General features: G+C 24.0%; 27 protein-coding genes, 3 pseudogenes and 1 other annotated feature. Of the genes and pseudogenes, 13 read left to right on the top strand and 17 right to left on the bottom strand.

Annotated features, from left to right (window positions below):
* Positions 1 to 70: 70 nt before the first annotated feature.
* The 3 genes from pstA to rpmB all read right to left on the bottom strand — a co-directional run bounded on the left by pstA (position 71) and on the right by rpmB (position 3,488).
* Positions 71 to 2,092, bottom strand: coding sequence for a phosphate ABC transporter permease PstA (pstA, locus tag AACK89_RS05075; protein ID WP_338977677.1), 2,022 nt, complete (start codon positions 2,090 to 2,092; stop codon positions 71 to 73).
* 14 nt (positions 2,093 to 2,106) lie between these two features.
* Positions 2,107 to 3,072, bottom strand: a complete 966-nt coding sequence (locus AACK89_RS05070; protein ID WP_338977676.1) for a PstS family phosphate ABC transporter substrate-binding protein — start codon at positions 3,070 to 3,072, stop codon at positions 2,107 to 2,109.
* Between the two features lie 224 nt (positions 3,073 to 3,296).
* Positions 3,297 to 3,488: a 50S ribosomal protein L28 gene (gene rpmB, locus AACK89_RS05065; protein WP_252320665.1), complete on the bottom strand. Its 192-nt coding sequence runs from the start codon at positions 3,486 to 3,488 to the stop codon at positions 3,297 to 3,299.
* 218 nt (positions 3,489 to 3,706) lie between these two features.
* Here rpmB and AACK89_RS05060 point away from each other — a divergent pair, with 218 nt between their 5' ends.
* Together AACK89_RS05060 and greA are read left to right on the top strand one after the other, a co-directional pair.
* Positions 3,707 to 4,054 (top strand): HPr family phosphocarrier protein, encoded by a 348-nt coding sequence (locus AACK89_RS05060; RefSeq protein WP_338977675.1) that lies wholly within the window; start codon positions 3,707 to 3,709, stop codon positions 4,052 to 4,054.
* 109 nt (positions 4,055 to 4,163) lie between these two features.
* Positions 4,164 to 4,685, top strand: coding sequence for a transcription elongation factor GreA (gene greA, locus AACK89_RS05055; protein ID WP_338973629.1), 522 nt, complete (start codon positions 4,164 to 4,166; stop codon positions 4,683 to 4,685).
* Between the two features lie 84 nt (positions 4,686 to 4,769).
* Here the strand turns inward: greA and AACK89_RS05050 are convergent.
* From AACK89_RS05050 to AACK89_RS05035, 4 genes and pseudogenes are all read right to left on the bottom strand, one after another.
* A protein-coding gene (locus tag AACK89_RS05050) for an IS3 family transposase (RefSeq protein ID WP_338977674.1) occupies positions 4,770 to 5,890 on the bottom strand; the annotation gives its coding sequence in 2 pieces (ribosomal slippage) (positions 4,770 to 5,647 and positions 5,647 to 5,890; 1,122 coding nt in all).
* 75 nt (positions 5,891 to 5,965) lie between these two features.
* Positions 5,966 to 6,265: pseudogene (locus AACK89_RS05045) on the bottom strand (transposase); the annotation flags it as partial.
* An 82-nt stretch (positions 6,266 to 6,347) separates the two neighbouring features.
* Positions 6,348 to 8,570, bottom strand: coding sequence for a PQQ-binding-like beta-propeller repeat protein (locus AACK89_RS05040; protein WP_338977673.1), 2,223 nt, complete (start codon positions 8,568 to 8,570; stop codon positions 6,348 to 6,350).
* 139 nt (positions 8,571 to 8,709) lie between these two features.
* Entirely contained in the window at positions 8,710 to 9,219 is a 510-nt protein-coding gene (locus AACK89_RS05035; RefSeq protein ID WP_338976128.1) for a hypothetical protein, read from the bottom strand.
* A gap of 296 nt (positions 9,220 to 9,515) precedes the next feature.
* Positions 9,516 to 9,588 (top strand) — a sequence feature (ribosomal protein L21 leader region).
* An 11-nt stretch (positions 9,589 to 9,599) separates the two neighbouring features.
* Here AACK89_RS05035 and rplU point away from each other — a divergent pair.
* From rplU to AACK89_RS05015, 4 genes and pseudogenes are all read left to right on the top strand, one after another.
* Positions 9,600 to 9,890: pseudogene (gene rplU, locus AACK89_RS07685) on the top strand (50S ribosomal protein L21); the annotation flags it as partial.
* A gap of 334 nt (positions 9,891 to 10,224) precedes the next feature.
* A complete protein-coding gene (locus AACK89_RS05025) occupies positions 10,225 to 10,536 on the top strand; it encodes a ribosomal-processing cysteine protease Prp (RefSeq protein ID WP_281748879.1) in 312 nt (103 codons plus the stop codon).
* A gap of 2 nt (positions 10,537 to 10,538) precedes the next feature.
* Positions 10,539 to 10,826, top strand: a complete 288-nt coding sequence (gene rpmA / locus AACK89_RS05020) for a 50S ribosomal protein L27 (protein ID WP_338977671.1) — start codon at positions 10,539 to 10,541, stop codon at positions 10,824 to 10,826.
* 102 nt (positions 10,827 to 10,928) lie between these two features.
* Positions 10,929 to 11,231: a flavoprotein gene (locus tag AACK89_RS05015; RefSeq protein WP_338977668.1), complete on the top strand. Its 303-nt coding sequence runs from the start codon at positions 10,929 to 10,931 to the stop codon at positions 11,229 to 11,231.
* Here AACK89_RS05015 and AACK89_RS05010 read toward each other — a convergent pair.
* From AACK89_RS05010 to AACK89_RS04965, 10 genes and pseudogenes are all read right to left on the bottom strand, one after another.
* A pseudogene (locus AACK89_RS05010) lies at positions 11,205 to 12,303 on the bottom strand (IS3 family transposase). The gene AACK89_RS05015 and the pseudogene AACK89_RS05010 overlap by 27 nt on opposite strands.
* 47 nt (positions 12,304 to 12,350) lie before the next feature.
* On the bottom strand, positions 12,351 to 12,560 hold the full coding sequence (locus AACK89_RS05005; protein WP_338977665.1) for a hypothetical protein: 210 nt from the start codon (positions 12,558 to 12,560) through the stop codon (positions 12,351 to 12,353).
* Positions 12,561 to 12,577: 17 nt separating this feature from the next.
* Positions 12,578 to 13,375, bottom strand: a complete 798-nt coding sequence (locus tag AACK89_RS05000) for a hypothetical protein (RefSeq protein WP_338977663.1) — start codon at positions 13,373 to 13,375, stop codon at positions 12,578 to 12,580.
* A 119-nt stretch (positions 13,376 to 13,494) separates the two neighbouring features.
* A complete protein-coding gene (locus tag AACK89_RS04995; protein ID WP_338977660.1) occupies positions 13,495 to 13,677 on the bottom strand; it encodes a hypothetical protein in 183 nt (60 codons plus the stop codon).
* A gap of 11 nt (positions 13,678 to 13,688) precedes the next feature.
* Positions 13,689 to 13,925, bottom strand: coding sequence for a hypothetical protein (locus AACK89_RS04990; protein WP_174480108.1), 237 nt, complete (start codon positions 13,923 to 13,925; stop codon positions 13,689 to 13,691).
* Positions 13,925 to 14,086 carry a hypothetical protein gene (locus AACK89_RS04985; RefSeq protein WP_174480223.1) on the bottom strand — a complete coding sequence of 54 codons (162 nt, stop codon included), beginning with the start codon at positions 14,084 to 14,086 and terminating at the stop codon, positions 13,925 to 13,927. Before AACK89_RS04985 ends, AACK89_RS04990 begins: the two co-directional genes overlap by 1 nt.
* 3 nt (positions 14,087 to 14,089) lie before the next feature.
* Positions 14,090 to 14,383 (bottom strand): hypothetical protein, encoded by a 294-nt coding sequence (locus tag AACK89_RS04980; RefSeq protein WP_338977658.1) that lies wholly within the window; start codon positions 14,381 to 14,383, stop codon positions 14,090 to 14,092.
* A gap of 2 nt (positions 14,384 to 14,385) precedes the next feature.
* The gene (locus tag AACK89_RS04975) at positions 14,386 to 14,850 is read right to left on the bottom strand and encodes a hypothetical protein (RefSeq protein ID WP_338977657.1); all 465 of its coding nucleotides are present in this window, start codon (positions 14,848 to 14,850) and stop codon (positions 14,386 to 14,388) included.
* 8 nt (positions 14,851 to 14,858) lie between these two features.
* Complete coding sequence (locus tag AACK89_RS04970; RefSeq protein ID WP_338977655.1) at positions 14,859 to 15,062, bottom strand: hypothetical protein; 204 nt, start codon at positions 15,060 to 15,062, stop codon at positions 14,859 to 14,861.
* 134 nt (positions 15,063 to 15,196) lie between these two features.
* Positions 15,197 to 15,715, bottom strand: coding sequence for a hypothetical protein (locus AACK89_RS04965; RefSeq protein ID WP_338977652.1), 519 nt, complete (start codon positions 15,713 to 15,715; stop codon positions 15,197 to 15,199).
* Positions 15,716 to 16,794: 1,079 nt separating this feature from the next.
* On the opposite strand from AACK89_RS04965, the gene obgE reads away from it, so the two are divergent.
* The 7 genes from obgE (at position 16,795) to secDF (ending at position 25,529) form a co-directional block, all read left to right on the top strand.
* Positions 16,795 to 18,081: a GTPase ObgE gene (gene obgE, locus AACK89_RS04960; protein WP_338977651.1), complete on the top strand. Its 1,287-nt coding sequence runs from the start codon at positions 16,795 to 16,797 to the stop codon at positions 18,079 to 18,081.
* A 23-nt stretch (positions 18,082 to 18,104) separates the two neighbouring features.
* Positions 18,105 to 19,196: a DNA recombination protein RmuC gene (locus AACK89_RS04955; protein WP_338974852.1), complete on the top strand. Its 1,092-nt coding sequence runs from the start codon at positions 18,105 to 18,107 to the stop codon at positions 19,194 to 19,196.
* Positions 19,197 to 19,198: 2 nt separating this feature from the next.
* Complete coding sequence (gene nadE, locus AACK89_RS04950; protein WP_338977649.1) at positions 19,199 to 19,945, top strand: NAD(+) synthase; 747 nt, start codon at positions 19,199 to 19,201, stop codon at positions 19,943 to 19,945.
* Positions 19,946 to 19,957: 12 nt separating this feature from the next.
* Positions 19,958 to 20,680, top strand: a complete 723-nt coding sequence (locus AACK89_RS04945; RefSeq protein WP_338977646.1) for a YebC/PmpR family DNA-binding transcriptional regulator — start codon at positions 19,958 to 19,960, stop codon at positions 20,678 to 20,680.
* Positions 20,677 to 21,309, top strand: coding sequence for a Holliday junction branch migration protein RuvA (gene ruvA, locus AACK89_RS04940; protein ID WP_338979287.1), 633 nt, complete (start codon positions 20,677 to 20,679; stop codon positions 21,307 to 21,309). Before AACK89_RS04945 ends, ruvA begins: the two co-directional genes overlap by 4 nt.
* Positions 21,299 to 22,243, top strand: a complete 945-nt coding sequence (locus AACK89_RS04935) for an AAA family ATPase (RefSeq protein ID WP_338977643.1) — start codon at positions 21,299 to 21,301, stop codon at positions 22,241 to 22,243. The genes ruvA and AACK89_RS04935 overlap by 11 nt, the downstream gene beginning before the upstream one ends.
* Before the next feature lie 121 nt (positions 22,244 to 22,364).
* A complete protein-coding gene (secDF, locus tag AACK89_RS04930; protein WP_338977641.1) occupies positions 22,365 to 25,529 on the top strand; it encodes a protein translocase subunit SecDF in 3,165 nt (1,054 codons plus the stop codon).
* The last annotated feature ends 8 nt before the right edge of the window (positions 25,530 to 25,537 follow it).

The following is a 25,537-nucleotide window of genomic DNA, read 5'->3' as shown; positions in this document are numbered from 1 at the left end:
TTATTTGATTTGTTATTTGGTTTTTTCTTAAATTTATCTTTCACTTTTAAAAAGTAAGGTTTAATTACATTTACTTTTCTTTTTTTATTGCTATTCGTTGATTCTTTCTTGCTTTCATTTTTTCTTTTAATAATTCAATTGAGCATTTTGTTTTCACCCCGATTCCTGTTGTTAAACTTTTTTCAAAATGTTTTGCTATAAAGTTTAAAATAAATATTAGTATAACTGTTATTAGTGCTGTTTGGTACATCATTCCTAATTTATTAGGGTCATTTGATTCTTTATTAACTAATAAAATATGGGTTGTTAAAGTTTGTCCTGAACTTAAGAAACCTTTATTGGGAAAAGCAACAGTGCTTCCTAATGTTAGATAAACTGGTGCTGATTCACCAATAATTCTACCCATTGATAAAATCATACTAGTAATAATGCCACCAATGGCAGCTGGAATAACTACTTTTCTTATTGTTTCAAATTTACTAGCACCTAGTGCTAATGATGCTTCGCTATATTCAATAGGTACTGATTTTAATGTATCTTCTACTGCTCTAATAATAAGTGGTAAAATAACAATTGTTAATGTTAAACTAGCAGCAATTGCTGAGAAACTTATTTGTAAGAAAGTAATAAAAAAAGTAAATCCAAACATACCAAAGATAATTGATGGCGTAGAAGCTAAGGTATTTAGCACAAAACGTAATATTGAAGCAAATCAACCATTTTTGGCATATTCGTGAAGATAAATTGCACCAATAATACCTAATGGCATAGCAATAGTAATTGTTGTTAATACCAATAAACATGTCATTGTGATAATTGATAAGTAACCTTCATCACCAGTTGTTGAAATTAAAGCTGCAAAATTAAAATTGAAAATGCTACTACCAGCATTACCACTAATGTTGAAGATACCATTAATAATAATATCACCAATAATTCAAATAATTAATCCCATAGTAATAAAACAAGCTAGCCCCATAAAGAATAATCGAAAATAGTCTTTAAAGTGTTTTCAGCCTTGATTTTTAATAGTTTTTTCACTAATAGTTAACATTAGTTGATTATCAGATAGATTTATTTTTTTTAAATTATAATTTCGTGGTTTTTTATGACCTTTTGCTTTTTTATCACTACGTTTATAAATTATTAAAACAATAAAGTTAATTATTGAAACTATAATAAATAAAAATAAACCAATTCCATATAATGCTGATATTTGTTGAGAACTAACTGCTTCTCCAATTTCTAGTCCAATTACTCCCGCTAAAGTAGAAATTGAACTAAATAAAAATGCAAGTGGACCATGTGCAAAATTTGGGGTTAGAGTACTATTACCAGCAATCATAACAACGGCCATTGTTTCACCGATGACTCTTCCAAATCCAAAAATTATTGCACCAATGATTTTGGTTTTTGCCGCTTTAAAAATGACTTTAAAACTAGTGTCAGTCCTGCTAATACCTAGTGCTAATGATGCATATAGATAAGATTTTGGTACTCGAGTAATAGCATTAACAGATAATGAAATAATTGTTGGTAATGCCATCATTGATAAAATAAAACTTGCTGTCATCATATTTTCTTTGGTTGGTGCTTCCATTTTTACAAAAATAGGGCCAATGGTCATTAAACCAAAAGCACCAAAAACAACTGAAGGAATACCAGATAATAATTCTACTAAAGTTAATGTTGTTTTTGTTAATTTTGGTGGTAAAAATTCACATATAAATAATGATGTTAGTAAACTTAAAGGAACAGCAAGTATCATTGAAAATAGTGCAACTCAAAAAGTGGCAACGATAAAGGCAATAATACCAAAACTATTAGCACTAGGTAATCATTTACTATTTCCTAACATTTTAAATCAATTTAGAAAACTCATATTACTAAATGTTTGACCGATAATAAAACCAATTAATAATGAAGCGGCAATTAGTGCTAATGAAGATATAGACAATACACAAATTTTAGCAATCAGATCATAAGTATGTTTTTTTTGTTCACTAATAAAAACATTTTTTGGATCATGATTTTTATTAAAATGATTAAAAGTTATTTTATGTCAAAACTTTTTAAAAGATTTGGATTTCATTTATTAATACTCCTTTATGGAAAATTGTTTAATCACTGATTTAAATCATAATTTAATTTGTCAGTTAATGCTACTGCTGATTGTGCGTACTGAGTTTCTGAAAAAGCAGGAACTACGTATTCGTTATGACCTTGATAGTCAGGAATAAACAAGAATTTTAGAAATTTAACTAAAGTATTAATTTGTTTAAAATTTTTATTTATTAAACCTGTAAATGGTCGTGATAACTGATAAGTACCATTTTTAATGGTGTCTAAACTTGGAGCAATATTTTCTCAATTAGCAATATGAATATTAGTGAATTGTTTATTCGAATCTAATTGTTTTTTATCTGAATATGAACTATAGCCAACACCACCACTAGACATATTAAACATTTGTGTACTTGAATTAACAGTTATTGCTTGTGGATAATATGCTTTTGAATCACCCAGAACTTTTTCATTAAAAACATCTCGTGTTCCTGAACCATTTTCTCTAGTATAAGCTAAAATTTTGAGGTCACAAGTTGGTTTGATTCAACCTTGATTTGGTTCTGAAGTATTTTGTGGAAATAAATCTATTCAGAAAATAGGTGATTTCGATAAATACATTTTTTTTACTTTATCTTGTGTAAAATTTAGAGGTTTATTATTACCTAAGCAATCTTGTGGCAAATTATAAACTAAAATCATGCCATCTTTTGATAAAACAAAAGAAATTAAATTATTATTAGGAGTTGTATATTCTTTCGAAAGTCAGCCAATACCAAACATATTTTTATTAACTGGAATTACTGCTGCATCTGAACCTAAACTGTTATAAGTAAAGTCTGCTTCTTTATGATTATCGGGATAGTCTTCCATTAATGTATGCATTAAAGGTGCTACTGAAGTTGAACCCCCCATAATAAAATAGGGTTTATGACTAACTAAAGTTACAATAAAAATACTAATCATTGTGATTAATCAAAATAATGACAAAATTCTTTTTTTTAGCATATAAATCCACCCAACTGAGAGTTTTCTTTATCATACACGTATTATAACAATATAATTGATAAAAAGTAGAAAAATTATTTCATTTTTATAAAAAATGTAGGTTCTAGACTATATTATTAATATTTTTTATTAAATATTTTTAATTTAATATAAAAAATAAAAGAAAAGTATTTCTTTCTTTTATTAGTATTCTTTATTTATATATTTCAAAAGATAAAATAACTTTATTTTTTATTATCTAAAGCATTATTTTTCTTTAAAGTTTTTAAAGTACGAGCACTAATCATTAAAGTTTTTCCACCAATTTTTACTGGTTGTAAGTTTGGATTTCATTTTCTTCTAGAAGAGTTCATCGCATGCGAACGGTTGTTACCAGCTAGTGGACCAATACCACTTAAAGCACATTTTCTTGCCATAGTTATTTTCTCCTTATTAATGTTTTAACTAATAAATAATACCATATTTATTTATTTATTTTAAAAAAAATTAAAATTTATTTGTAAAAAATTGAATATTTACTAGGTCATTATTTTAATAAGAAAAATTTAAATTATATATTTTTTTTAAAAAAATAAAAAATATGTTATAAATAAACTATATTATACAAATTTTTAAGAAATCTTGGAGGAAAAAAATGAATTGTATTATTTATGCTGTGCAAATTGATGATGAAAAAAAGATTGGTTTACATGCACGACCAATAGCAGAAATTGCAGCTGCTATTAGTAAGTATAAAAATATTGAGGTAGAAGTCATTAAATTACCTGATAATGCAGATATTACGAAGTCAGTAAAACTTACTGGTAATGAAACTAAAGTTAAAGCTAAGTCAGTTCTTAATTTTCTAGGTTTACAAGCAAAAAATTTTAGTAAAATTGCTTTTATTATTACAAAAATGGATGAAAAAGTAGAAGATAAAAAACTTGAAGAAGTTAAATCAGAAATTATTTCTTTATTAAAAGAAGAAAAATTAATAAAGTAAATGGTTTTAAAAAAAGTATTCAAAAGAATACTTTTTTTAAAACCATTTATCCTTATGATATAATTATTTACGTTCTTAAAATATTAAATTATATAAATGGAGGCATTTAATGAGCGAAATTAACAAAAATAAAGAAATAATAATTTCAGAACAAGGTTTAGAAAAGTTAAAAACTGAATTATATAAACGAATTAATGTTGAACGTGAATCAATAAAAGAACGATTAAAAGCAGCTAGGGCTGATGGCGATTTATCAGAAAATGCTGATTATACTAGTGCGCGTGAAGAGCAAGGCAAAAATGAAGCACGCATTCAAGAACTTGAAACGATTATTACTAGTGCTGTTATTCTTGAAGAACAAAAACAACGTAAAAATAGTAATATCAAAGCAGTTCGTGTTGGTAGTTGAGTAACAATTGTAAAAATTAAAGATGGTAAAATTGTTTCTGAATCAGAAGAAAAATTTAAAATTGTTGGAAGTATTGAAAGTAATCCATTTGAAGGATTAATTTCTAATGAGTGCCCATTAGCAGTATCAATTATGAATTGTGTTGTTGGTGATATTGTTGATATTAAAGGTATTAAAGAAACATATAGGGTAAAAATTATAGAAGTAAAAAATCAATTATAAATAATTAAACAGAATGATAATTATAAGTTTTGTTTTCTTTAGTATCTAAATTACTTTGTTGTGGAATGGCAACCCTTTTTAGGACTATTTTTTGGTGGACATTTGTGTTTGATATTTAATGGGGGTTAAGTAGTTTAAAGTGCTGTGGATTCTTATGTTGTTGTATCAATTGATATAATCAAATAATTCTAATTTTAATTGGATTAATGATGTAAAATTTTTATCATTGATAAATTCGGTCTTAAAAGTTTTGAAAGTTGCTTCAGCAACAGCATTGTCATAAGGACAACCTTTTTTGCTTAAAGAACGATTAATGTTGAATGCTAATAAAAGATTATTAATAATTTTATTATTAAATTCATTACCGCGATCACTATGAAATATTTGTATATTTTTTAAACAGCGATTTGATTGCATAAATGCTTGATATACTAATGATGCATCTTTTTTAAATCCAACACTATGTCCAATAATTTCGCGGTTAAATAAGTCTATTAATAGGCAAATATAGTTTCATTTGCCATTAACTTGAACATAAGTTAAATCACTGACAATAACTTCATTTTTAACCCTATTATTAAAATTTCTATTAACAAGATTTGTTACTTGACTATTATTAACTCTGTTATTATGATTTTTGAATGATAATTTAGTGTATTTTGATATTAAATTATGTTTATTCATAATTTTTTTAATTTTTCGTCTTGATAAATAAATTCCTTTATTTTCTAGAACAACTTTTAATCTTCTTGTTCCATAAACTTCTTTATTTTCTTTAAAAGCACTAATAACAGCTTCATCATACATATTATTTTTAATTTTATCTTCTTTTTTATTTAAATTAAAATAATATGTTGATTTCCAAAGTTTTAAAAAACGACACATTTTACGAATTTTATATTTAACTTTATTTTTAGCAATAATTTCTATTTTCTGCCTATTATTAGTGCTGCTTGCTTTAAAATGTCATTTTCCATTCGTAACTGTTTTAATTCTTTTCTTAATTTAATTAATTCATTTTCTTCAACAGAACGATTATCTTTAGTTTTAAAACTGCCTGAATTAGTAAATTGCTTAATTCAATTGTAAGTAGCTGCTCTTGTAACATTGTACTCTTTAGCAAGACAAGACACTGACTTACCACTTTGATATAAAGCTACTATTTGTTTTTTAAATTCATCTGAATATGAGTTAATATTGGCCATAATTATAGTTCCTTTCTTTTAACTAATTTGTTCACTTGTCTACGTAATTAGTGTCCAATAAAGTGTAACCCATCCACCATCAAATCTTCTTTGCCTTTTAGGAACTATTACAGGAGTAAAATTACTATTGCGATCTCTTGGTACATCAATTTCAATTTTACCTTGTTGAGTTATTAATTTTTTTGAACTTGTACCATTACGAGCATTTTCAGTAGTACTATGTTGATTTTTTTCATATCCTAAATAATTTTGCATTTCAGAATTCAACATTTTTTCAACTAATCTTTTTGTTAATTCTTTATATAAACCGCCAGGTTTAAAAACTGTTGTTAAATCTTCAGTATTTTCTAGTAATAAATCTACTGCTTTTGATATTGGAACATTATTATTAAAGTTATCTTTTTAGCCATGTGTAACTCACTCTTTCTAGTCATTTAATTATATTTACTAGAATTAATTAAACATAGTTATTTTTGTAAGTTACACAGATTACTAAACATTTCCTCTCATTTGTAATTGTTCCAGCAAATAGTTTTTTATCAACTATTAATGATGAATATACTGAAGTATTTAATTCATATTTGTTTTTTACTTGACTAAAGCTTGAATCAAGTTCATAAACATTATTATTATCAGTAGTAGCATATATTTTGTTATTTAAATCTTCTATTGATAAAGAAAAAATTTTACCATCTTTCAAATTAATTTTTTCTGTTATTTCATTTTTGATTAAATCATACTGATAAATTTTGTCTTTTGTTGCTAATATTAATTCAGTATCAGATAGTGCTTTAATATCAAAAATAATATTACTTTTATTTTTAAAATCATATTTTAATTTATGGGTTTTAGTTTCTAAATCAATTTCTCATAATTTCCCTTCACTAGTGCCAGCGTATATTTTATTTTCTGCAATTTTAACTAGGGCATTTACATCACCTCAATCGTCAAAACGATATTTTTTAGTATTACCAGTATTAATATCTAATTCATAAACATTACCAATACCAGTACCAACATATAACTTATCTTTTGAACCTTCAATTAAAGTTTTAGAATCATACTTATCACCAAATCCAATGAATTTCTTTTCTGCAGTTTCAGTTTCTAAATCAATTTCTCAAATTGTATTTGTTATTGTACCAACATATACTTTACCATTTGATGCTTTAATTAAACTATTTATACGTTCTTCATTTAATTGATATTTATTGATTTTTGTATTATTAGTAAAATCAATCTCTCAAATATTTCCGTTCTCTGTTGCAGCAAATATTATACTATCTGAGATTTGAAGAAATTTATTTATTTTTCCATCATTTAATTCATATTTATTAGAAATTTGACCTTCACCTATGATAATTGTTAGATTAGTAGTTAAATTTTTAAATGAATCATAATTATAATTAATTTTTGCATTAATAGAACCACTAACTGTGAAGTCTTCATCTTTTAAATCAATTTCTTTATTATTAGTAATTTTGTTTAATGAAAATAAATTATTTTTAAAAGAATTTTTAATTTCAGAAATTAATGAATTTTTAATAAATTCAGCATTAATTGAATCATTTAATTCCATTACTGAACTTTGAAAATTAACTTTTTTTGTATATTTTGTTTCATTAATAGCATCAACAATTTTTTCAGAAGAAGCATTAATATTAATTATTAATAAAGTTTCTTTATTTTTAATTTCTCCATAATTATAATTAATTTTTGCATTAATAGAACCACTAACTGTGAAGTCTTCATCTTTTAAATCAATTTCTTTATTATTAGTAATTTTGTTTAATGAAAATAAATTATTTTTAAAAGAATTTTTAATTTCAGAAATTAATGAATTTTTAATAAATTCAGCATTAATTGAATCATTTAATTCCATTACTGAACTTTGAAAATTAACTTTTTTTGTATATTTTGTTTCATTAATAGCATCAACAATTTTTTCAGAAGAAGCATTAATATTAATTATTAATAAAGTTTCTTTATTTTTAATTTCTCCATAATTAAAAATGATTTTAGCATTAATTATACCTCATTTATCTAAATCTTCTTGTTTTAAATCTTCTTCATTATTAGTAATTTTATTAAATTTAAAATCTTCGAATTTAAAAACATTTTTAATATCATTATTTTTTATTTCATTTTTAATAAATTCAGATTTATTAATTTTTTTATTGATAGATTCTAAACTATCTTTCATTGTTATATTAACTGTATATGTAGTTTCACTAATAGCATCAACAATTTGTTTATCTGAATATTTTACACTGATTTTTAAATCAACAAATTGATTTTTAATTTTTCCATAATTATAATTAATTTTTGCATTAATAAGTCCTATTTTTTTAAAGTCATTATTATTAATTTCTTCATTTTTTTCATTTATAATTTTATTTAATGAAAATAAATTATTATCAAAATTTTTTTGATTAATTTCATCTAATGAATTTTTAATAAAGTCTGAACTAATGTTTGTTTTTAATTCATCTATAGTACTATTAATTATAATATTATCAAGTGAATAATTAGTTTGATTAATTGCATTTACTATTTTTTGATCATTATTTTTTTGTTTTTCTTTTATTGCACATGATGCAATACTTAAAGACATTGGTAATACAACAGTTAATACACCAACTGTTGCTAGCATTTTTTTATAACTTAATTTTCTTTTCATCTTTCACCACTCCAAAGTGTTATTATATTGTTTTTTTTGTTTGAATTTCAATACTTAAAAAGGAATGAGTTAAATTGAATATCAATTTTATTTTCATTCCTAAATAATTTTTTAATGTTTTAATTTACTATTGATCAGTTTACATTAGTTTTAATTTATATTGATTTGTTGAAGATTTTTTTTGTGAATTTAGTGAATTTGCTTCTTTTTTTATTGAAGAAAAATCTTGAATCTTATTTACTTTTTTATTAATTTTATATCCTTGTTTCAATATTTGATATTCTGGTCTAGATTTTACATAACTACTGCCTTTATCAACAATATATTTACCACCTTTAGCAATTACAATACCACCAGCAGTTGCTTTTAATGTATTCATTAATGATGCTTCTGGATTTAATACTGCATTTAATACACCAGCACCAGCACCACAAATTAATGATGTTCCAACTTTAGTTTTATTTTTATCTTTATTTTTTACAGCTTTTTTAATTTGATAACCTGCTATTCCTCCGGCTGCAGCACCAATCGCAATGTTGGTAACAGGCACTGGATTTGTTCATGAAAGACCGTCAATTGCTCCTAATCCAGCACCAAACAACGGTAAATAATCAATTGTTTCATTAATGATATTTTTATCTTTAGCCATCTCTTTTAATCTTCCTTTCTAAAAATAAAAAAACTCATTTACTTTTTAACAAGTAATGAGTTAAAAACTTATATTAAGTTTAGAAAAATAATATCATAATTTTAATAATAATTATAAAAAAATATTAATTACATAATTTAGTGTAGATATAATTATAGTTACATTAAATATTAAATATTAAAGATATATTTTTTTATTTTTCTTTTTTAGTAATTTTTATATTTAAATTATATGTATAATTACTAAATTTTGTATTGCTTTTAATAAAAAATACTTTATAATATTTAAGACTGTTTATGCAGTTTCAACCGCTCTACTTTAGGTTAACAAGTGATTTATTCCACCTATAAGGCGAGTCTAAACTGGAGGTAATAAGAAAAATGTTTGTAGTTATTCAAACAGGAGGAAAACAAATTAACGTTTCCTATGGTCAAGAGATTTTTGTTGAAAAACTTGTTGGCAAAGCTAAAGATAAGATTATTTTTGACAAAATATTGATGATTGATCAACAATTCGGTAAACCTTTCCTAAAAGGTGCTGAAGTTCATGGTGAGATTATTAAACAAGATAAATCAAAAAAGATTCGAGTGTTTAAATATAAACCTAAGAAAAATTCAAAAACAATGTATGGACACCGTCAGCCATATACAAAGGTATTAATTACTGATATCTTACTTGGTGGTAAAAGTCTTGTTGATAAGAAGACTGAACAATCAAAACCAGTAATTAAAGATGAAGTAAAAAAAGAAGTAATTTCTGAAGTAGTAACTCCTATTATTAAAGAGCCAAAATCAGTAGTTAGTAAAGTAAAAAAAGAACTTACAAAAGAAAAAGTTGTTAAAACTAAATCAGTTGTTAAGGATAATATTACAGAACCAGATAACACTAAAACTGTTGTTAGTGAAGGTAATTTAAAAACTATTTTTGATCATAAAAATATGACTGTTAAAGTTGTTAAAGAAGATGATGAAAATAATAAAAAATAATTTAAGGTAATATTAAATTATGGTTAAAGTTACTTATAATTACCAAAATAGTAACATTGTAGAAGTTATAATTACTGGTCATGCTAATTTTTCAAAAATTGGAAATGATATTGTTTGTGCAGGGATTTCAGCCATTGTTATTGGTACATTAAATGCACTTCATGAACTTGATAATAATCAAGTTCAAGTAATTAATAATACTGCTGGATTAGTTAAACTTAAAGTTGCTAGTTTCACTAATAATAGTCAAATCATTTTAAAAACAATGCTTTGACAATTAAAAACTATTAAAGAACAATATCCAAAATATATTAACATAAAGGAGGTGTAATTATGTTTTATAAATTAAATTTACAATTATTTGCTTCAAAAAAAGGAGTGGGTTCAACTCGTAATGGTCGTGATTCACATTCTAAACGTTTAGGTGCTAAAATTGGTGATGGACAAAGTTTAAAAGAGGGAACAATTATTTATCGTCAACGTGGAACTAAAATTCACTCTGGTGAAAATGTAGGACGTGGTGGTGATGATACCTTATTTGCTTTAAAATCAGGAATTGTTAAGTATACTATTTTTAAAAAAAATAAAACACGAGTTTCAGTTATACTTGATAAAAAGTAAAAATAAATTTTTAATAATAAAAACCTATTTTCAATGCTATCATATTTTGAAGATAGGTTTTGTTTGTTTATTTTATGTTTAATAATATGATAGGAGAAAATAATGAAACATATTACTTTAATAATTACTGGTAGTATTGCAGCAAACAAAGCCTTAATTTTATTAAAACAATTAAAAAAAGAATTTTTAGTTGATATTATTTGTACTAAAAGTTCTTTACATTTTCTAGAAGATAAAACATTTTCTTATTATTCTGAAATGTTTGAACAAGAATCATATGTTAAAGGAGATTTAATTACTCATACTAATTTAGCGATTAAAACAAATTTAATTGTTGTGGAATGGCAACCCTTTTTAGGACTATTTTTTGGTAGACATTTATTTTTGATAATTAACTGGAGTTAAGTAGTTTAAAGTGCTGTGAATTCTTATGTTGTTATATCAGTTGATGTAATCAAATAATTCTAATTTTAATTGGATTAATGATGTAAAATTTTTATCATTAATAAATTCAATTTTGAAAGTTTTAAAAGTTGCTTCAGCAACAGCGTTATCATAAGGACAACCTTTTTTGCTTAAAGAGCGATTAATATTGAATGCTAGTAAAAGTTTATCAATAATTTTATTATTAAATTCATTACCGCGATCACTATGAAATATTTGAATATCTTTTAAACAACGATTTGAGTGCATAAATGCTTGATGTACTAATGATGCATCTTTTTTAGTACCTACACTATGTCCAATAATTTCGCGGTTAAATAGGTCAATTAATAGGCAAATATAGTTTCATTTACGATTAACTTGAACATAAGTTAAATCACTAACAATAACTTCATTTTTAAGCCTATTATTAAAGTTTCTATTAACGATATTGGTTATTTGACTATCGTTGACTTTATTATGATGATTTTTGAATGATAATTTAGTGTATTTTGATATTAAATTATGTTTATTCATAATTTCTTTAATTTTTCTGCGTGACAAATAAATATTCTTTTCTTTTAGAACAACTTTTAATCTTCTTGTTCCATAAACTTCTTTATTTTCTTTAAAAGCACTAATAACAGCTTCATCATAAATATTATTTTGTTTTTTTCTTTTTCCTTTAAATTAAAATAATATGTTGATTTAGAAAGTTTTAAAAAACGACACATTGTGCGAATTTTATATTTAACTTTATTTTTAGCAATAATTTCTATTTTCTGCCTATTATTAGTGCTGCTTGCTTTAAAATATCATTTTCCATTCGTAACTGTTTTAATTCTTTTCTTAATTTAATTAATTCATTTTCTTCAATAGAACGATTATCTTTAGTTTTAAAACTGCCTGAATTAGTAAATTGCTTAATTCAATTATAAGTAGCTGCTCTTGTAACATTGTACTCTTTAGCAAGACAAGACACTGACTTACCGCTTTGATATAAAGCTACTATTTGTTTTTTAAATTCATCGGTATATGAGTTAATATTGGCCATAATTATAGTTCCTTTCTTTTAACTAATTTGTTCACTTGTCTACGTAATTAGTGTCCAATAAAGTGTAACCTATCCATTCTTAAATTATTTCATGGAATACTAATATAACCTAAAGCAATAGAAACACCTACTACTATTGGTTTAATAGAACTAATTCCTAAAATTATAATAGTTGGAATTAAACCTAATGTTGTACTAAATATGATACATCCAGTAATTACCATAAATTTTAAAATTCATCATATGTATTTTTTCATTACTTAATTCTCCTTTTTTATAAATGATGATGACTATAATCTCAATTTAATGAAGCATTATCTCTATCAAATAATATTTCACTTATATCACTACCATAATGACTTACATTATCATTTACTAATCTTGCAGTTTCATTATTAAATGGTGTTTCTTGCATTTCTTCAATATTATTTGTAGTTTCCATAGGTAGTAAATTATGTATAATTTCACTTGCACCAGCAATTATGGTAGGTACTGCATAAGCATTATTAAAATCATTATTAATACCCATTGCAACACCACTTGATATTAAACATCCATCAGTACCCATATTCGCTATTTTTCTTATTGCTTCAAATTTATTAGGTATTAACTCAGTTAATCCACTAATAAGATTTGATATACCATAAGCATTTAATGAAATATAAGTATCTCAATCCATTAATGACTGATGTTCTTGTTTATCTAATAATAATCATGGAGGACCCTCAGTTGTGGTTGTAGTAGTTATTGGAATTGGTGTTGTAGGAATAATAGGAGTAATATTATTTTCACTTCATTTACTATAATTTGCTAATCCAATTGTTCCTAAACCTAATAAGATTTTTTTAGAACTATTAATTAATTTAGTTTTAGTATTTGGTCTTTGATTTAAATTTCATATATCTAAACCTAATTTTTTACCAAAAAATAAACTATTAATTGAACCTAATACTGGATTTGCAATTACTTGACCATAATAAGCACTTGTACCAATCATTGCACAAATTGGGCTTATTCCAGTTCTAATTAATTTAGTTAAAGTATAATTTGATTGTGTATTTTCGTTTGGCATTTTAATCTCCTTTATTCGTTTTTATTAGTTCTCTTATAACATCTAGTAAAGAATCTACTACATAAGAATTTAATTCAAATTCATAATTTCTAATTTTAATTTTTTCCTTTTTCATTTGTTTATTCTCCTTTAATTTCAATAACATAATCGATTGTTATATTTTTATAATTATTTAAATGAGTTTTACAAAATCCTAATTTTGTATCTTTTTTAATTGAGCAAACATATATTTCTTGTTTACTATTGTTATTTTTACAACCATAAATATCACAATATCATAGTCATTCATAATCATTAATCATTTTATTTTCCTTTAATTTTCTAATTTTTTAATTGTTACTTTAATTCAACCTTGATAAACATCATTATCACCAACTATTAATGCAACATTACTTTCTGGGTCAGAAACAATTATGTGTTTGGATTTAACATTTGGGTATTGTCTTAAAATAATTGCTCTAATATCATTACTTGTATGAATTGCTTTTGGAAATGGTGATAATATTTCAATTTCATCTTTATTTTCAAACAAAGTAGGTAATATTATCATTAATTATTCTCCTTATTTTTAATTTGATTAGCAATTTCACTTAATATTTTTAATACTTTATATTCATTTTTTAATTCTTTAATAATAAATATTAAAAATATTATTAGTGTTATGCTTGTTATTAATATTGGTACTATTAATAAAATTTTTCATAATATCATTTTTTACTCTTTTCATTTTTTAAATCATTTGACATTAATTGAACAAAATGCACGATTTTTAGGAATATTTAAAGTATTAAAGATTTGACCAGTTACTATAATTTCATCATTTTTGTTTAATAAAATACAGCGTCTATAAAATTTTGGGTTGTTAAAAATTAAAGTAACATAGTTTAATCCATTTCATTGACCTCTAACACTATAATATAATTCTTTATTACCTTTTTCGTAATATTTTGCTTCAATAGTGTTACTTAGTTTTACTGTTAATTTGACATAATTTGTTTTATCTTTCATTTTTATAATTTCCTTAAATAATTATTAAAAATTAATATTTTTTTATGATTTTTTAAATAATATTGAATATGCTTATAAGCATCTTGTTCATGTTTTGTTAATTTTATATTTCCTTTATAATTTTTTATTTTAGTTTTATTTTTTGGGTGGTTTTCTAGATAATCTCAGTTGAAAACATCTTGTACTAATACCATTAATGCACCAATAATTTTAGGTGTTGCTAATGGATTAGTTAATAATTGTTTTGAACTTAAAAAGAAATTTTCTACAATAACTAATATTTTTTTATCAATAAATTTTTCTTTAATTAATTGAAATTTTTCTTTATACATATTTTTAGTTCATAAAACAGTTAATGTATTAAATGTTTCATTAAAAACAATATTATTAGTTTCAGGTGAATATATAACAATTCCATTATTACCAATTCCAGCGGGGTCAATTCCAATAATTAAGTCATATTGCATTAATTAAGTTAACCTCTAATAACTGTTTTAAAAATTTCTAAATCACAATTACATCAACAATATTTACATTCTTCAATAAATTCTTTATGACCACAAACTAAATTATCTTTTTTTAAATCATCAATCAGTTTAATTAATCCTATTTTAAATTCAATATCATCACTGTCTGGTATACAAATCGTTTCTCTTTTAGTTAAATATTCTTTATCCATATTTATACCTCCTACTTAACCTAATATTTAAAATACAGTCATAACAAATTGCTTTACTATTTTTATCTCTTAAAAAATATTTTCTTGTTTTTATATCATTAGTATTAAAGAATAAATAATCTAATTTATTTTGTTTACATGTTCAACAAAAATACTTTTTCATTATGAGTTGAAATTTCCTTATAAGAAGTAACTATATAATTAATTGGTAAATCATCATGTTTATATGGATTATTTATTTTAAAACCTTTTCTGTTTTCTTCTCACGTAATGTTATATTTAAAACAAGGATTAGTAATTTTAGTTTTGTTATCTGTTATTTCACCCATAAATCAACTATTATGCTGTTCATAAAATTTTAATGGTTCAAGTTTTATATCATTAAGATAATATTCTTTTGGAGCAGTTGGTTTATTAACAGTTATTTTTTGGTCTTTAATATATGGTTCTAATAATTTTATTAATTCATTACCACTTAATTCTCTTTTAATATTTTCTAAATTAAAAACTCAATATGTATATTTATCATCAGCAATAAAACTATTATTTTTAACCATTCATTTTGGAAGTGATAATTTATATTCACCATAATCAATAAGAATAGATTGTGGTTTATCTTTAACAATTTGTTCTTTTTTAAATTCTATTTGCATAATAATCCTTTCCTAATATGTTCTGTTGCTTCTAGCATAAAGAACATATATTTTGATTTTTAGATTATTAATAATACTACTATTCGTTTTATTCATTCCATGAAAACTGGGCTCAAAAATAAATTGTGAAATTTTAAAAAACATTGAGGCATTCGATTCAATATTTATTTAATTTGCATTTAGCAAATTAATATTTTAATTGAACCGGCACCGCTCAATTTTTTTTACAAGTTTGAAATTTATTTTCTCGCCCAAAAATTTTTCAAAAAAAATAAAAAATAAAACCAACACTTGCTCACTGGTGAGTGGCAAGGTTGGTTAAATAAAGAATAGAATTAATATAGTAGGTTCCCTAAGCAGGTCTATATATACTAGTTTCCAATCCGCTCCCACCCCAAGAATTACCATTAAATGGTTAGTATATTTTATTAGGTATCACTCCACTTTTTATTTATCCATGCAAGTCCACATGCTAGCTACTATTTTTAACAACTGTGTTGTAGTTCACTTTTTTAGTTCCCTAACACGTGTTGATAATAGCGTTAAAGAGGGTTCTTAAAAATTTTAAAATTTTACAATTACAAAAAAAGACAAGATTTTTATTCTCATCTTTTGTCATTTATTTTTAATTTAAGGATTTAAAAAAGAAAGGAGCTATTTAAAACTTTTTAGTTATCGACATCTTCGGTACGCTCCCATTACTTTAAATAAATCTCAAATAAAGTTTATATGTGAAAAAAAACAATATACAATATATTTTTTCAAAGATAAAACTAAATAAAAAAACTATTTATTTGATTTTAAGCAAATTAATAAAAACACCTATAAGTTTTATTTTAATATATAATTTTTCATATATGAAAATAACTTAAATGATATTTAACATTAAAAAAATGTTTTTTTAATTTTCATAAAGCAAAAATGGTTTACAAAAAATATTAACTAGATATAGTAAATTATTATTTTTTTAACAATAATATCTGTATACTAAAATTATATGAAAAATAAAATAGTATTTTACACAAAAATGTTAACACTATATAATAAGAGTTATTTTTAATATAAAAAAGGAGTAAGAAATGCGTTTTATAGATGTAACAAAATTAAAAGTTACTGCTGGCAAAGGTGGTGATGGTGTTGTTGCTTTTCGTCGTGAACTTTATGTAGCCAAAGGTGGTCCATCTGGTGGAGATGGAGGAAGAGGCGGTAATATTATCTTTATTGGTGATTCGGGTATGAATACTCTATTAGACTTACGTAAAAATAAAGAGATAACTGCTGAAGATGGTAAAAATGGTGCACCCAAAAATATGCATGGACGTAAAGGAACCAATACTTATGTAAAAGTTCCATTGGGTACCATTATTAGAGATAACAAAACTCAAAATATTCTTGGTGATATTATTAAAGATAAACAAGAAATAATAATTGCTGCCGGTGGTCTTGGTGGACGAGGAAATGCTCGTTTTGCTTCGGCAATAAATCGAGTACCTAAAATATATGAAAAAGGAATGCCTGGACAACATTTTGAAATAATTTGTGAGTTGAAATTATTGGCTAATGCCGGATTAGTTGGGTTGCCTAACGCCGGTAAATCAACATTATTAGGAGCTATTTCTGCTTCAACTCCAGCAGTTGCTGATTATCCTTTTACTACTCTTAATCCGCATTTAGGTGTTGTTAGAGTTGATAAAAATAATAATTTTGTTATGGCGGATTTGCCTGGATTAATAGCGGGAGCTAGTTTAGGAAAAGGATTAGGTTTACAATTTTTGCGTCATATTGAACGTTGTCAAGTTTTAGTACATATGATTGATATTAGTGATAAGACTCAAGATCATTTTTTAAATTATCAATTAATTATGAGTGAATTAGAAAGTTATAATAAAGATTTGACAAAAAAACCGCATTTAATTGTTGCAAATAAAATTGATTTACCAGATGCAGAAACTAATTTAGAGAAATTAAAAGAACAAGTTAAATTACCAATAATTGCAATTTCTGCTATGAAACATATTAGTTTGGATATATTAATTAAAGATATTGCTAAAGCTGTTGAAAAAGAACAACTGCATCAAGTTAATAATGATGAAAATAATGAAGAACATATTCTTTATGAATATATTAATAAAGAAGAAGTTCCACAAGTTTTTATTACTAAAATTGCAAGTAATCAATGAACTATTTCTGGTAAAACCGTTGAAGTAATATATCAAAAAAATCCTTTAAATAATTATCATAATATTTTATTATTTAAAATTAAATTACAAGATTTAGGAATTTATGATGAATTAAGAAAGCAAGGAATAAAAAAAGGTGATCATGTTAAGATTTTTAATTATGATATGATTTGAGAAGAAGAATAAAAAAGGGCAAAGGAAAATAGGAAATGGAAATAGTAATTAGTTTATTGGTAGTTATTTTAATTATTAGTAGTATTGGTGGCTTAATAATTTATATGCAAATTAAAAAAAGTCAGAATGTTACTAGTGACCCAATTGCACAAGATTTTTTAAAAATGCAAGTAGAAACTTTAAAAGAACAATTAAATGATTTTAAAATATCATGAAATGGTTCAGATCGTGATAAAACCGAAAAATTAATTAATTTAATGAGTAATATTGATAATTTTCAAAAAAATTTAGATAAAAAAGAAGATGATTATAAACGCAATGCTGATGTCATTCAAAGACAAGTAGTAGATGTTATTAAAGATTTAGCAAAGTTACAAGAATCATCAACTGTTTTAGGAAAAATTAATGATAATATTCAAAGTTTACAAGAAGTTTTTATTAATACTAAAAAACGTGGTAATGTTGGTGAATTTGTTTTAGAAAAAATTTTGACTAATATGTTGGGTTCAAATCAAAAATTATGAGAACGACAATATAAAACAATTGATGGCAAAGTTGTTGATGCCTATGTAAAAACAGATTCTGAAAAAGAAGGAATTGCTATTGATTCAAAGTTTTCAATTGATAACTATCAAAGGTATTTAGTAAGTGAAGATATTAAAGTTAAAGAAAATTATTTAAAAGATTTTCGTAATGATATTCGTAAACGAATTGATGAAGTTGGAAAATATATTAATATTAAAAATAAGATTTCTAGCGCAGTAATGTTTATTCCTTCTGAAGAAATATTTGCTTTTATTTACGCACAATTTGCTGATGATATTGTTGAATATGCTTTTAAGAAACGTGTTTGAATTACCTCTCCTACTACTTTATCTGCTGTTTTATTTACAGTTGATAAAAATCGTAAAGACATTGATTTCAATAAAAATTTAGAAAAAATGGCAAAAAAATTACGTTTATTCAAAGATGATTTTGATCGTTGGGTTGATAGATGAGAAAAAGTTAAGTCTGGTTTTGATACAACTAATAAAGCCATTGAAACTTTAGATAAAACCCATAATAAAATTGCTGGACATTATAACAATATTTTTGAAATGTCTGAAGAAATAAAAGAGAGTGAATAATTATGAATTTAGAACAATATTTAGATGAAATTATTAAATTTTTACAAAGTGAAGTAAAAAAAGCAAATGCCAAAGGTTTAATTGTTGGTTTAAGTGGTGGTGTTGACTCGGCAGTAGTAGCATTATTGATTAAAAAAGCTTTTCCTAATGATCATTTAGCATTAATTATGCCTTGTTTTTCACCAGATATTGATTTAGAATATGCAAATAATTTAGTTAATATTCATAAATTAAATGCCAAAGTAGTTAATTTAAATAATGTTTTTTTAAGTTTTAAAAAAACATTAGAAACTGAAATTAATATAGAAAAATCAAAATTAATTTTAGGAAATTTAAAAGCTAGATTAAGAATGAATACTCTTTATGCATATGCACAAAATCATAATTATTTAGTTGTAGGAACAGATAATAGTGACGAATGACACATTGGTTATTTTACTAAATATGGTGATGGTGGTGTTGATTTATTACCAATTATTCATTTGTTAAAAAAAGATGTTTTTGCTGCAGCAAAGATATTAAAAGTTAATGAAGAGATCATTATTCGTAAGCCAACTGCTGGTTTATGAGATGGACAAACCGATGAAATGGAAATGCAATTTAAGTATGAACAATTAGATCAATATTTACTAGGAAATAAATCATTAATACCATCATCAGTAATTAATAAAATTGAATTTATGCATCAGAATAGTGCACACAAAAGAATACCTGTACCGCAAGCTCCAAAATGAACAAGAAAAAAATAAAGGAATGAGAATATGGCTGGACATTCACAATATGCAAATATTAAACATCGTAAAGATGCCCAAGATAACAAACGTGGTAAAATTTTTCAAAAATTATCAAGAGAAATTTATGTTGCTGTTAAATTAGGTGGTGCAAATGTTGAAAATAATCCACGATTAAAATTAATGTTAGAAAAAGCACGACGTATAAATATGCCAAAGGATAATATTAATCGTGCTATTAATAAAGCTAGTAATAAAAATGAAACAACTAATTATGAAGCAGTCACTTATGAAGGATATGGACCAAGTAATATTGCCATAATTATTCATTGTTTAACTGATAATAAAAATCGAACTGGAAGTAATATTCGAAGTTATTTTAATAAATTGGGTGGTCATTTAGCTGCTACTAATTCTGTTCAATATTTATTTCAAACAACGGGGGTAATTCAATTTTCAAGTTTATTATCAGTTGAAGAAATATTGGAGTTAATAATTGATTTTGAAATTTTTAATATTGAAAAAAATGAAGATATTATTGATATTGAAGTTAATCCTAAACAGTTAAATGCTGTAACTAATTTATTAGAAAAAAATAATATTAATGATTTTATTAGTAATGAAATTGTTAATATTCCCCATGAATTGATTACCATTACTGATCAACAACAAATTAAATTAATTGATATATTGTTAGAAACAATTGAAAATGATGATGATGTGCTTTCAATTGAACATAATTTTAAAAAATAAAAAGGTTTATTTTTCTTTTTCATCTAATTAATAGTAAGAATAGAAAAAGAGGAATAAGTTATGGATGAATATTTTTAGGTATTATTAAAGAATTTTATGAAAATAAAATTATTTTTGAATGTAATGATCATGGATATATTATTGAAGGTGTTAATTTACAAACATTACCATTAAATATTAAAGTAAAAATTTATGTTTATTTTCATCAAAAACCAACTTATGAACAATTTTTTGGGTTTGTATCAAAACCAATAAAAACCTTTTTTATTCACTTACTTAATATTAGTAATATTGGACCAAAAACTGCTTTAAGATTATTAAATCAACTATCACTTGATAGTATTAAGTTGGCTATAAGCAAACAAGATTATAAGATATTGCAAAAGTGTAAAGGTATAACTCATAAAATTGCTAATAATATTATTAATTATTTTAGTAATCATATTAAAGTAGTAAGTAATTTAACAACTAGTCAAAATGAAAAATCAGATTTAGTATTTGATACATTATTAAAATTAGGTTTTAGTTCAATAGTAATTAATAATTTTTTATTAAGAAATATTAATTGAGATTTGGAAGTTGAAGAAATTATTGCATTAGCTATTAAGGAAATAAAATATGGGTATTAGTAGTTTTAATAATTTTGTTGGACAAAATAATGTTATTGAACGTATTCTAATTTTAATCAAAGGTAGTAAAATTCAAAATATTGCTTTAAGTCATATTTTATTGATTGGTCCTCTTGGTATTGGAAAAACAACTATTGCACGATTAATAGCAGAAGAATTGCAAGTAAATTTTCATAGTTTAGAAGGAACAAGCATTAATAAAACTAGTGATATTATTAGTATTTTAGCAAATATCAAACAATCTGATATAGTTTTTATTGATGAAATTCATGTTGTTAACTATGAAATATTAGAAGTATTATATTCTGCATTAGAAGGTAATTTTATTAATATTATGATTGGTAAAGATTATAATAATAAAATTGTTAAAATTAATTTACCCACTTTTACATTTATTGGTGCTACTAATAAAGTAGGAATCTTAACTAAAGCGTTGATAAGTCGTATTCCTAATATTTTAAAATTATCTGATTATAATTATCAGGATATTAAAAGTATTATTTCACAAGTTTCTTTGAGTTTAAATTGAAAATTAGAAAATAATATAATAAATATTATTGCTAATCATTGTTGTAATATTCCGCGACTCATTATTAACATCATTAAACAATTGTATAATTATTGCGTTGTTATGAATGTAGATTTAAATGAAACTAATATTTTGCAAATTTTATTTTTTTTGCAAATTTATCCTTTAGGGTTAGATAGTTTACAATTGGCATATTTAGCATTGTTTAATAATGTAAATTTAGATAAAAGTTTGAGTATTGAAACTATTTGTCAACTTTTGAATGAAGAAAGAAAAAATCTTGAAATTCATTATGAACCTTGACTTATTCATTGTGGTTTAATTACTAAGACAACTAAGGGTCGTAAAATAACAATTATTGGTAAAGAGTATATTAATAATAATATAATTTTATTTAGAAAATAATTATTTTTGATATTACTGTAAAACAATTGTTATTTATAACGAATGTTGGTATTCTTATATAGTGCTTAAATAATATACAATCTATGTTTATACAAATAAATTGATTTAGGAGTGAAGAAATATGAACACTTCTTCTAAGACAAGAAAAACTAAAAATCTTGGATTTTTTTTAAGAATTTTTAGTTTAATAATTATTGTTTCTACAATAATAATTTCAGTAGTGTTTAGTGCTAAATATGTTGAAAATAATAGTAAATTAAGTATTGAGTTTGCTGGTGGTTATCAAACACAAGTTCAATATGATGGTAAAGGTAAACAAAAAGATGTTATTAATTTATTAAAAGACAGAGTTGACCCTTTAGGTACTAGTAACGTTGACATTGAAAGCATTACTAGCAGTAATAATAATAAGTATAATTTAGCGTTGAGTAAAGATGCGGGAGTTGATATTTCTACTTTTGTTCATAGTGTATCACGACGTGGTTATTCTTATATTGTTGATAAAGATGGTAATGACTTATTAGTAACCGAAAAGAAAGATGACAAAGATACTACTTGAACAAAAAGAGATAAAAGATTATTAACTAGTGATGTGTTTTCTGCTATTAAAGCTGTTAATAATTCTGTTACTCATCGCCCAGAACTTGTTTTTGATGTTAAAAATGATTCAGTTTTAAAAGAACTTACTTCTGCCAAAGAAAATACATTTTACATTTATTCAGATATTGGTCAGTTATTAGATTATATTCGAAGTAGTATGGAGGGTATTCGCTCCCTTGCTTTTATAATTGATAATCTTAAAAATGATACTGATGGTAAGATTAAAGCATCATTAACATCATTATTAGATAATAATACACCAGGTCTTGGTAAAGGTACTGATATTTTAGCTAGAGCTAAAGCACAAGACCCTACTTTAGCACGACTATTAAATCCTAATCAAAATGGTCAATTTGGTATTAATTGAATTTATTCTGATAATTTAGGTTCAGTTCATAGTCTTTCTGTTGATACTAATGATGAAAAAAATACATATGATCCTGCTAATCGCTTTGATCCTTTTGCTTCCCCTATTGTTGGTTCACCTATGAATGCATGATTGCCTTATATTAAAGATTTATTACGTTTACCAGATGTTTCAGATATTTTACATGAAGATGTTATTGATTATCGTTATATTCCATATTGAGTTGGTGAAGTTAAAGTAACTAACAATAGTATTTCAATTAATTCAGATACTTTTAATCTTGAAACAGTTGAACAAATGAAAAGTGTTTTAACATCAGGATTGTCAAAAAATAATTTTACTATGTTATCTTATGCTAATGTTAGTCCAACGCTAGGTGCAACATCTTTAAAAATTGCAGTTGTTATTATTATATTAGTTACCTTTGTTCTTATGACTATTGTTCTGTTTTATTATCGTATGTTAGGAGTTATTGTTCTAATTATAATATCATTATTTTTATTATTTACTATTGTTAGTTTTGTTTTCATTAATGGCATAATTGCTCCTGAAAGCGTAATTGCTTTAATTATTGGTTTTGCACTATTATTAGATACGATTATTAATTTGTTGGAACGTTTTAAAAATGAATATATGCAAGGTAAAACTTTGATTAGTGCTTTTAAATCAGCAAATAAGAAAACATTATCTTCTTCATTAGATTGTAGCGCTATTATTTTAATTGTTAATTTAACTATTTTCTGATTTGGAACTCGTGCTATCAAAGATTTTATTATTATGACTTCTATTGCTACTTTTGGTGTAATTATTTTTGGAATTATCTTATTAAGATTAATGTTATGAACATTATTACGAAATAACTGGTTAGAAAATAAACCTCAACTTTTAGGAACTAATAATATTAGTAGAAAAAGCACTATAGTTTTAAATAATTCAATAGATACAAATAATATTAAAACTGATGATAAAAAAATAAAAAAACAATTAATTTCAGAAAAATGTCAGTTTAAAATTAATTATAAAAATAAAGTTAAACCATTAATTAAAAAATTTAAAGTTGATAAGCAGCAATTAAAAAAAGAACATAGTAAATCAAGATCAGTTTATAAGTCAAAAGTAAAAGATTTAAAATTAAATCTTTCACAAGAAATTAATAAATTGAAACAAGAATTAATTAATGCATTAAAACCGTTAAAAATTCAAATAGTTAAAGCAAAAGACAAAAAAATATTAGTTAATTTTAAAAATGTTTTTTCAAAACTTAAAATAAGTAACTGAAATTATTTTCATAAATTAACAAAATGAATTCTTTCAGGTTCTGCTGTTATTGTTCTTGCTTCAGGTATTACTTATGGTGTAATTGGTTCTAATTTTGGTTCTGGTTTTGATCAACGAACTGATTTTGTTGGAATGGGTACAATTACTCAAGATCCAAGTGATCCTAGTTACAATATTATTAAAGAAGCAGAATTAGCAAAAGATTTTATTAATAAAGAAATTCAAAATAATAGTCAATTTAGTAAATATTTTAAAAATATTAATTTTTCCTTAATTGCTGGTGGTGAAGGAAAACCATATCAGTTTAAGATTATTGTTCAAACAACAGTAAATTCTCAAAGTATGCAGCAAAGGTTTAAGAATTTTTTAGGAGAGATTACTAGAAATTGAAAACAAGAATCTATTTTACAATGAGGAGAAATTGATCTAGTTGTTGCTAAGTCAGGTGTAGATTTATTAGTTAATATGATTATTTCAATTGCTTTATCTTTTATTGTTATTTTAATTTATATTATTATTAGATTTCAATTGACTTATGTTATTCCTTTAATTTTAGCTATTATTTTTAGTTTACTAATGACACTTGCTATTATTAGTATTTTCCAAATTGTAATTTCTACTTCAATTGTTGGAATATTATTGGGAGTAATGATTTTAACAATAATTAGTATTATGTCAATTTTTGATAATATTCGTGAAATTAAGATTAATAATAATCAAACACAAGTTATTAGCACAGAAGAAATAATTCAAATTTCAAATAAAAGTGTTCAAAAGGCTTTACCAAGAACATTAGTTATTAATGGTGTAGTATTAATAACATCAGTAATTGTTATGTTTATTATTCCTAGTTTCTGAATAGTTAGTTTATCATTATTAATAGGTTGTATAGTAAGTTTAGTATCATCTTACTTTATTGCTCCTTTTATTTGAACTTATTTTGAGAAATGAAGAGTTTATAGATATAAAAAACGTATTAATAAAATTAAAAAACATTTCATTGGTGCAGATGAATATGTTATTAAAGGTATTAATGAATAGGTGGTTGC

The sequence above is a fragment of the Spiroplasma endosymbiont of Panzeria rudis genome, from assembly GCF_964019705.1.
GTDB classification, from domain to species: domain Bacteria; phylum Bacillota_I; class Bacilli_A; order Mycoplasmatales; family VBWQ01; genus Spiroplasma_E; species Spiroplasma_E ixodetis_A.
Note: the sequence above shows the minus strand (reverse complement) of the source record. Positions and strands in the feature narration are given on the sequence as shown.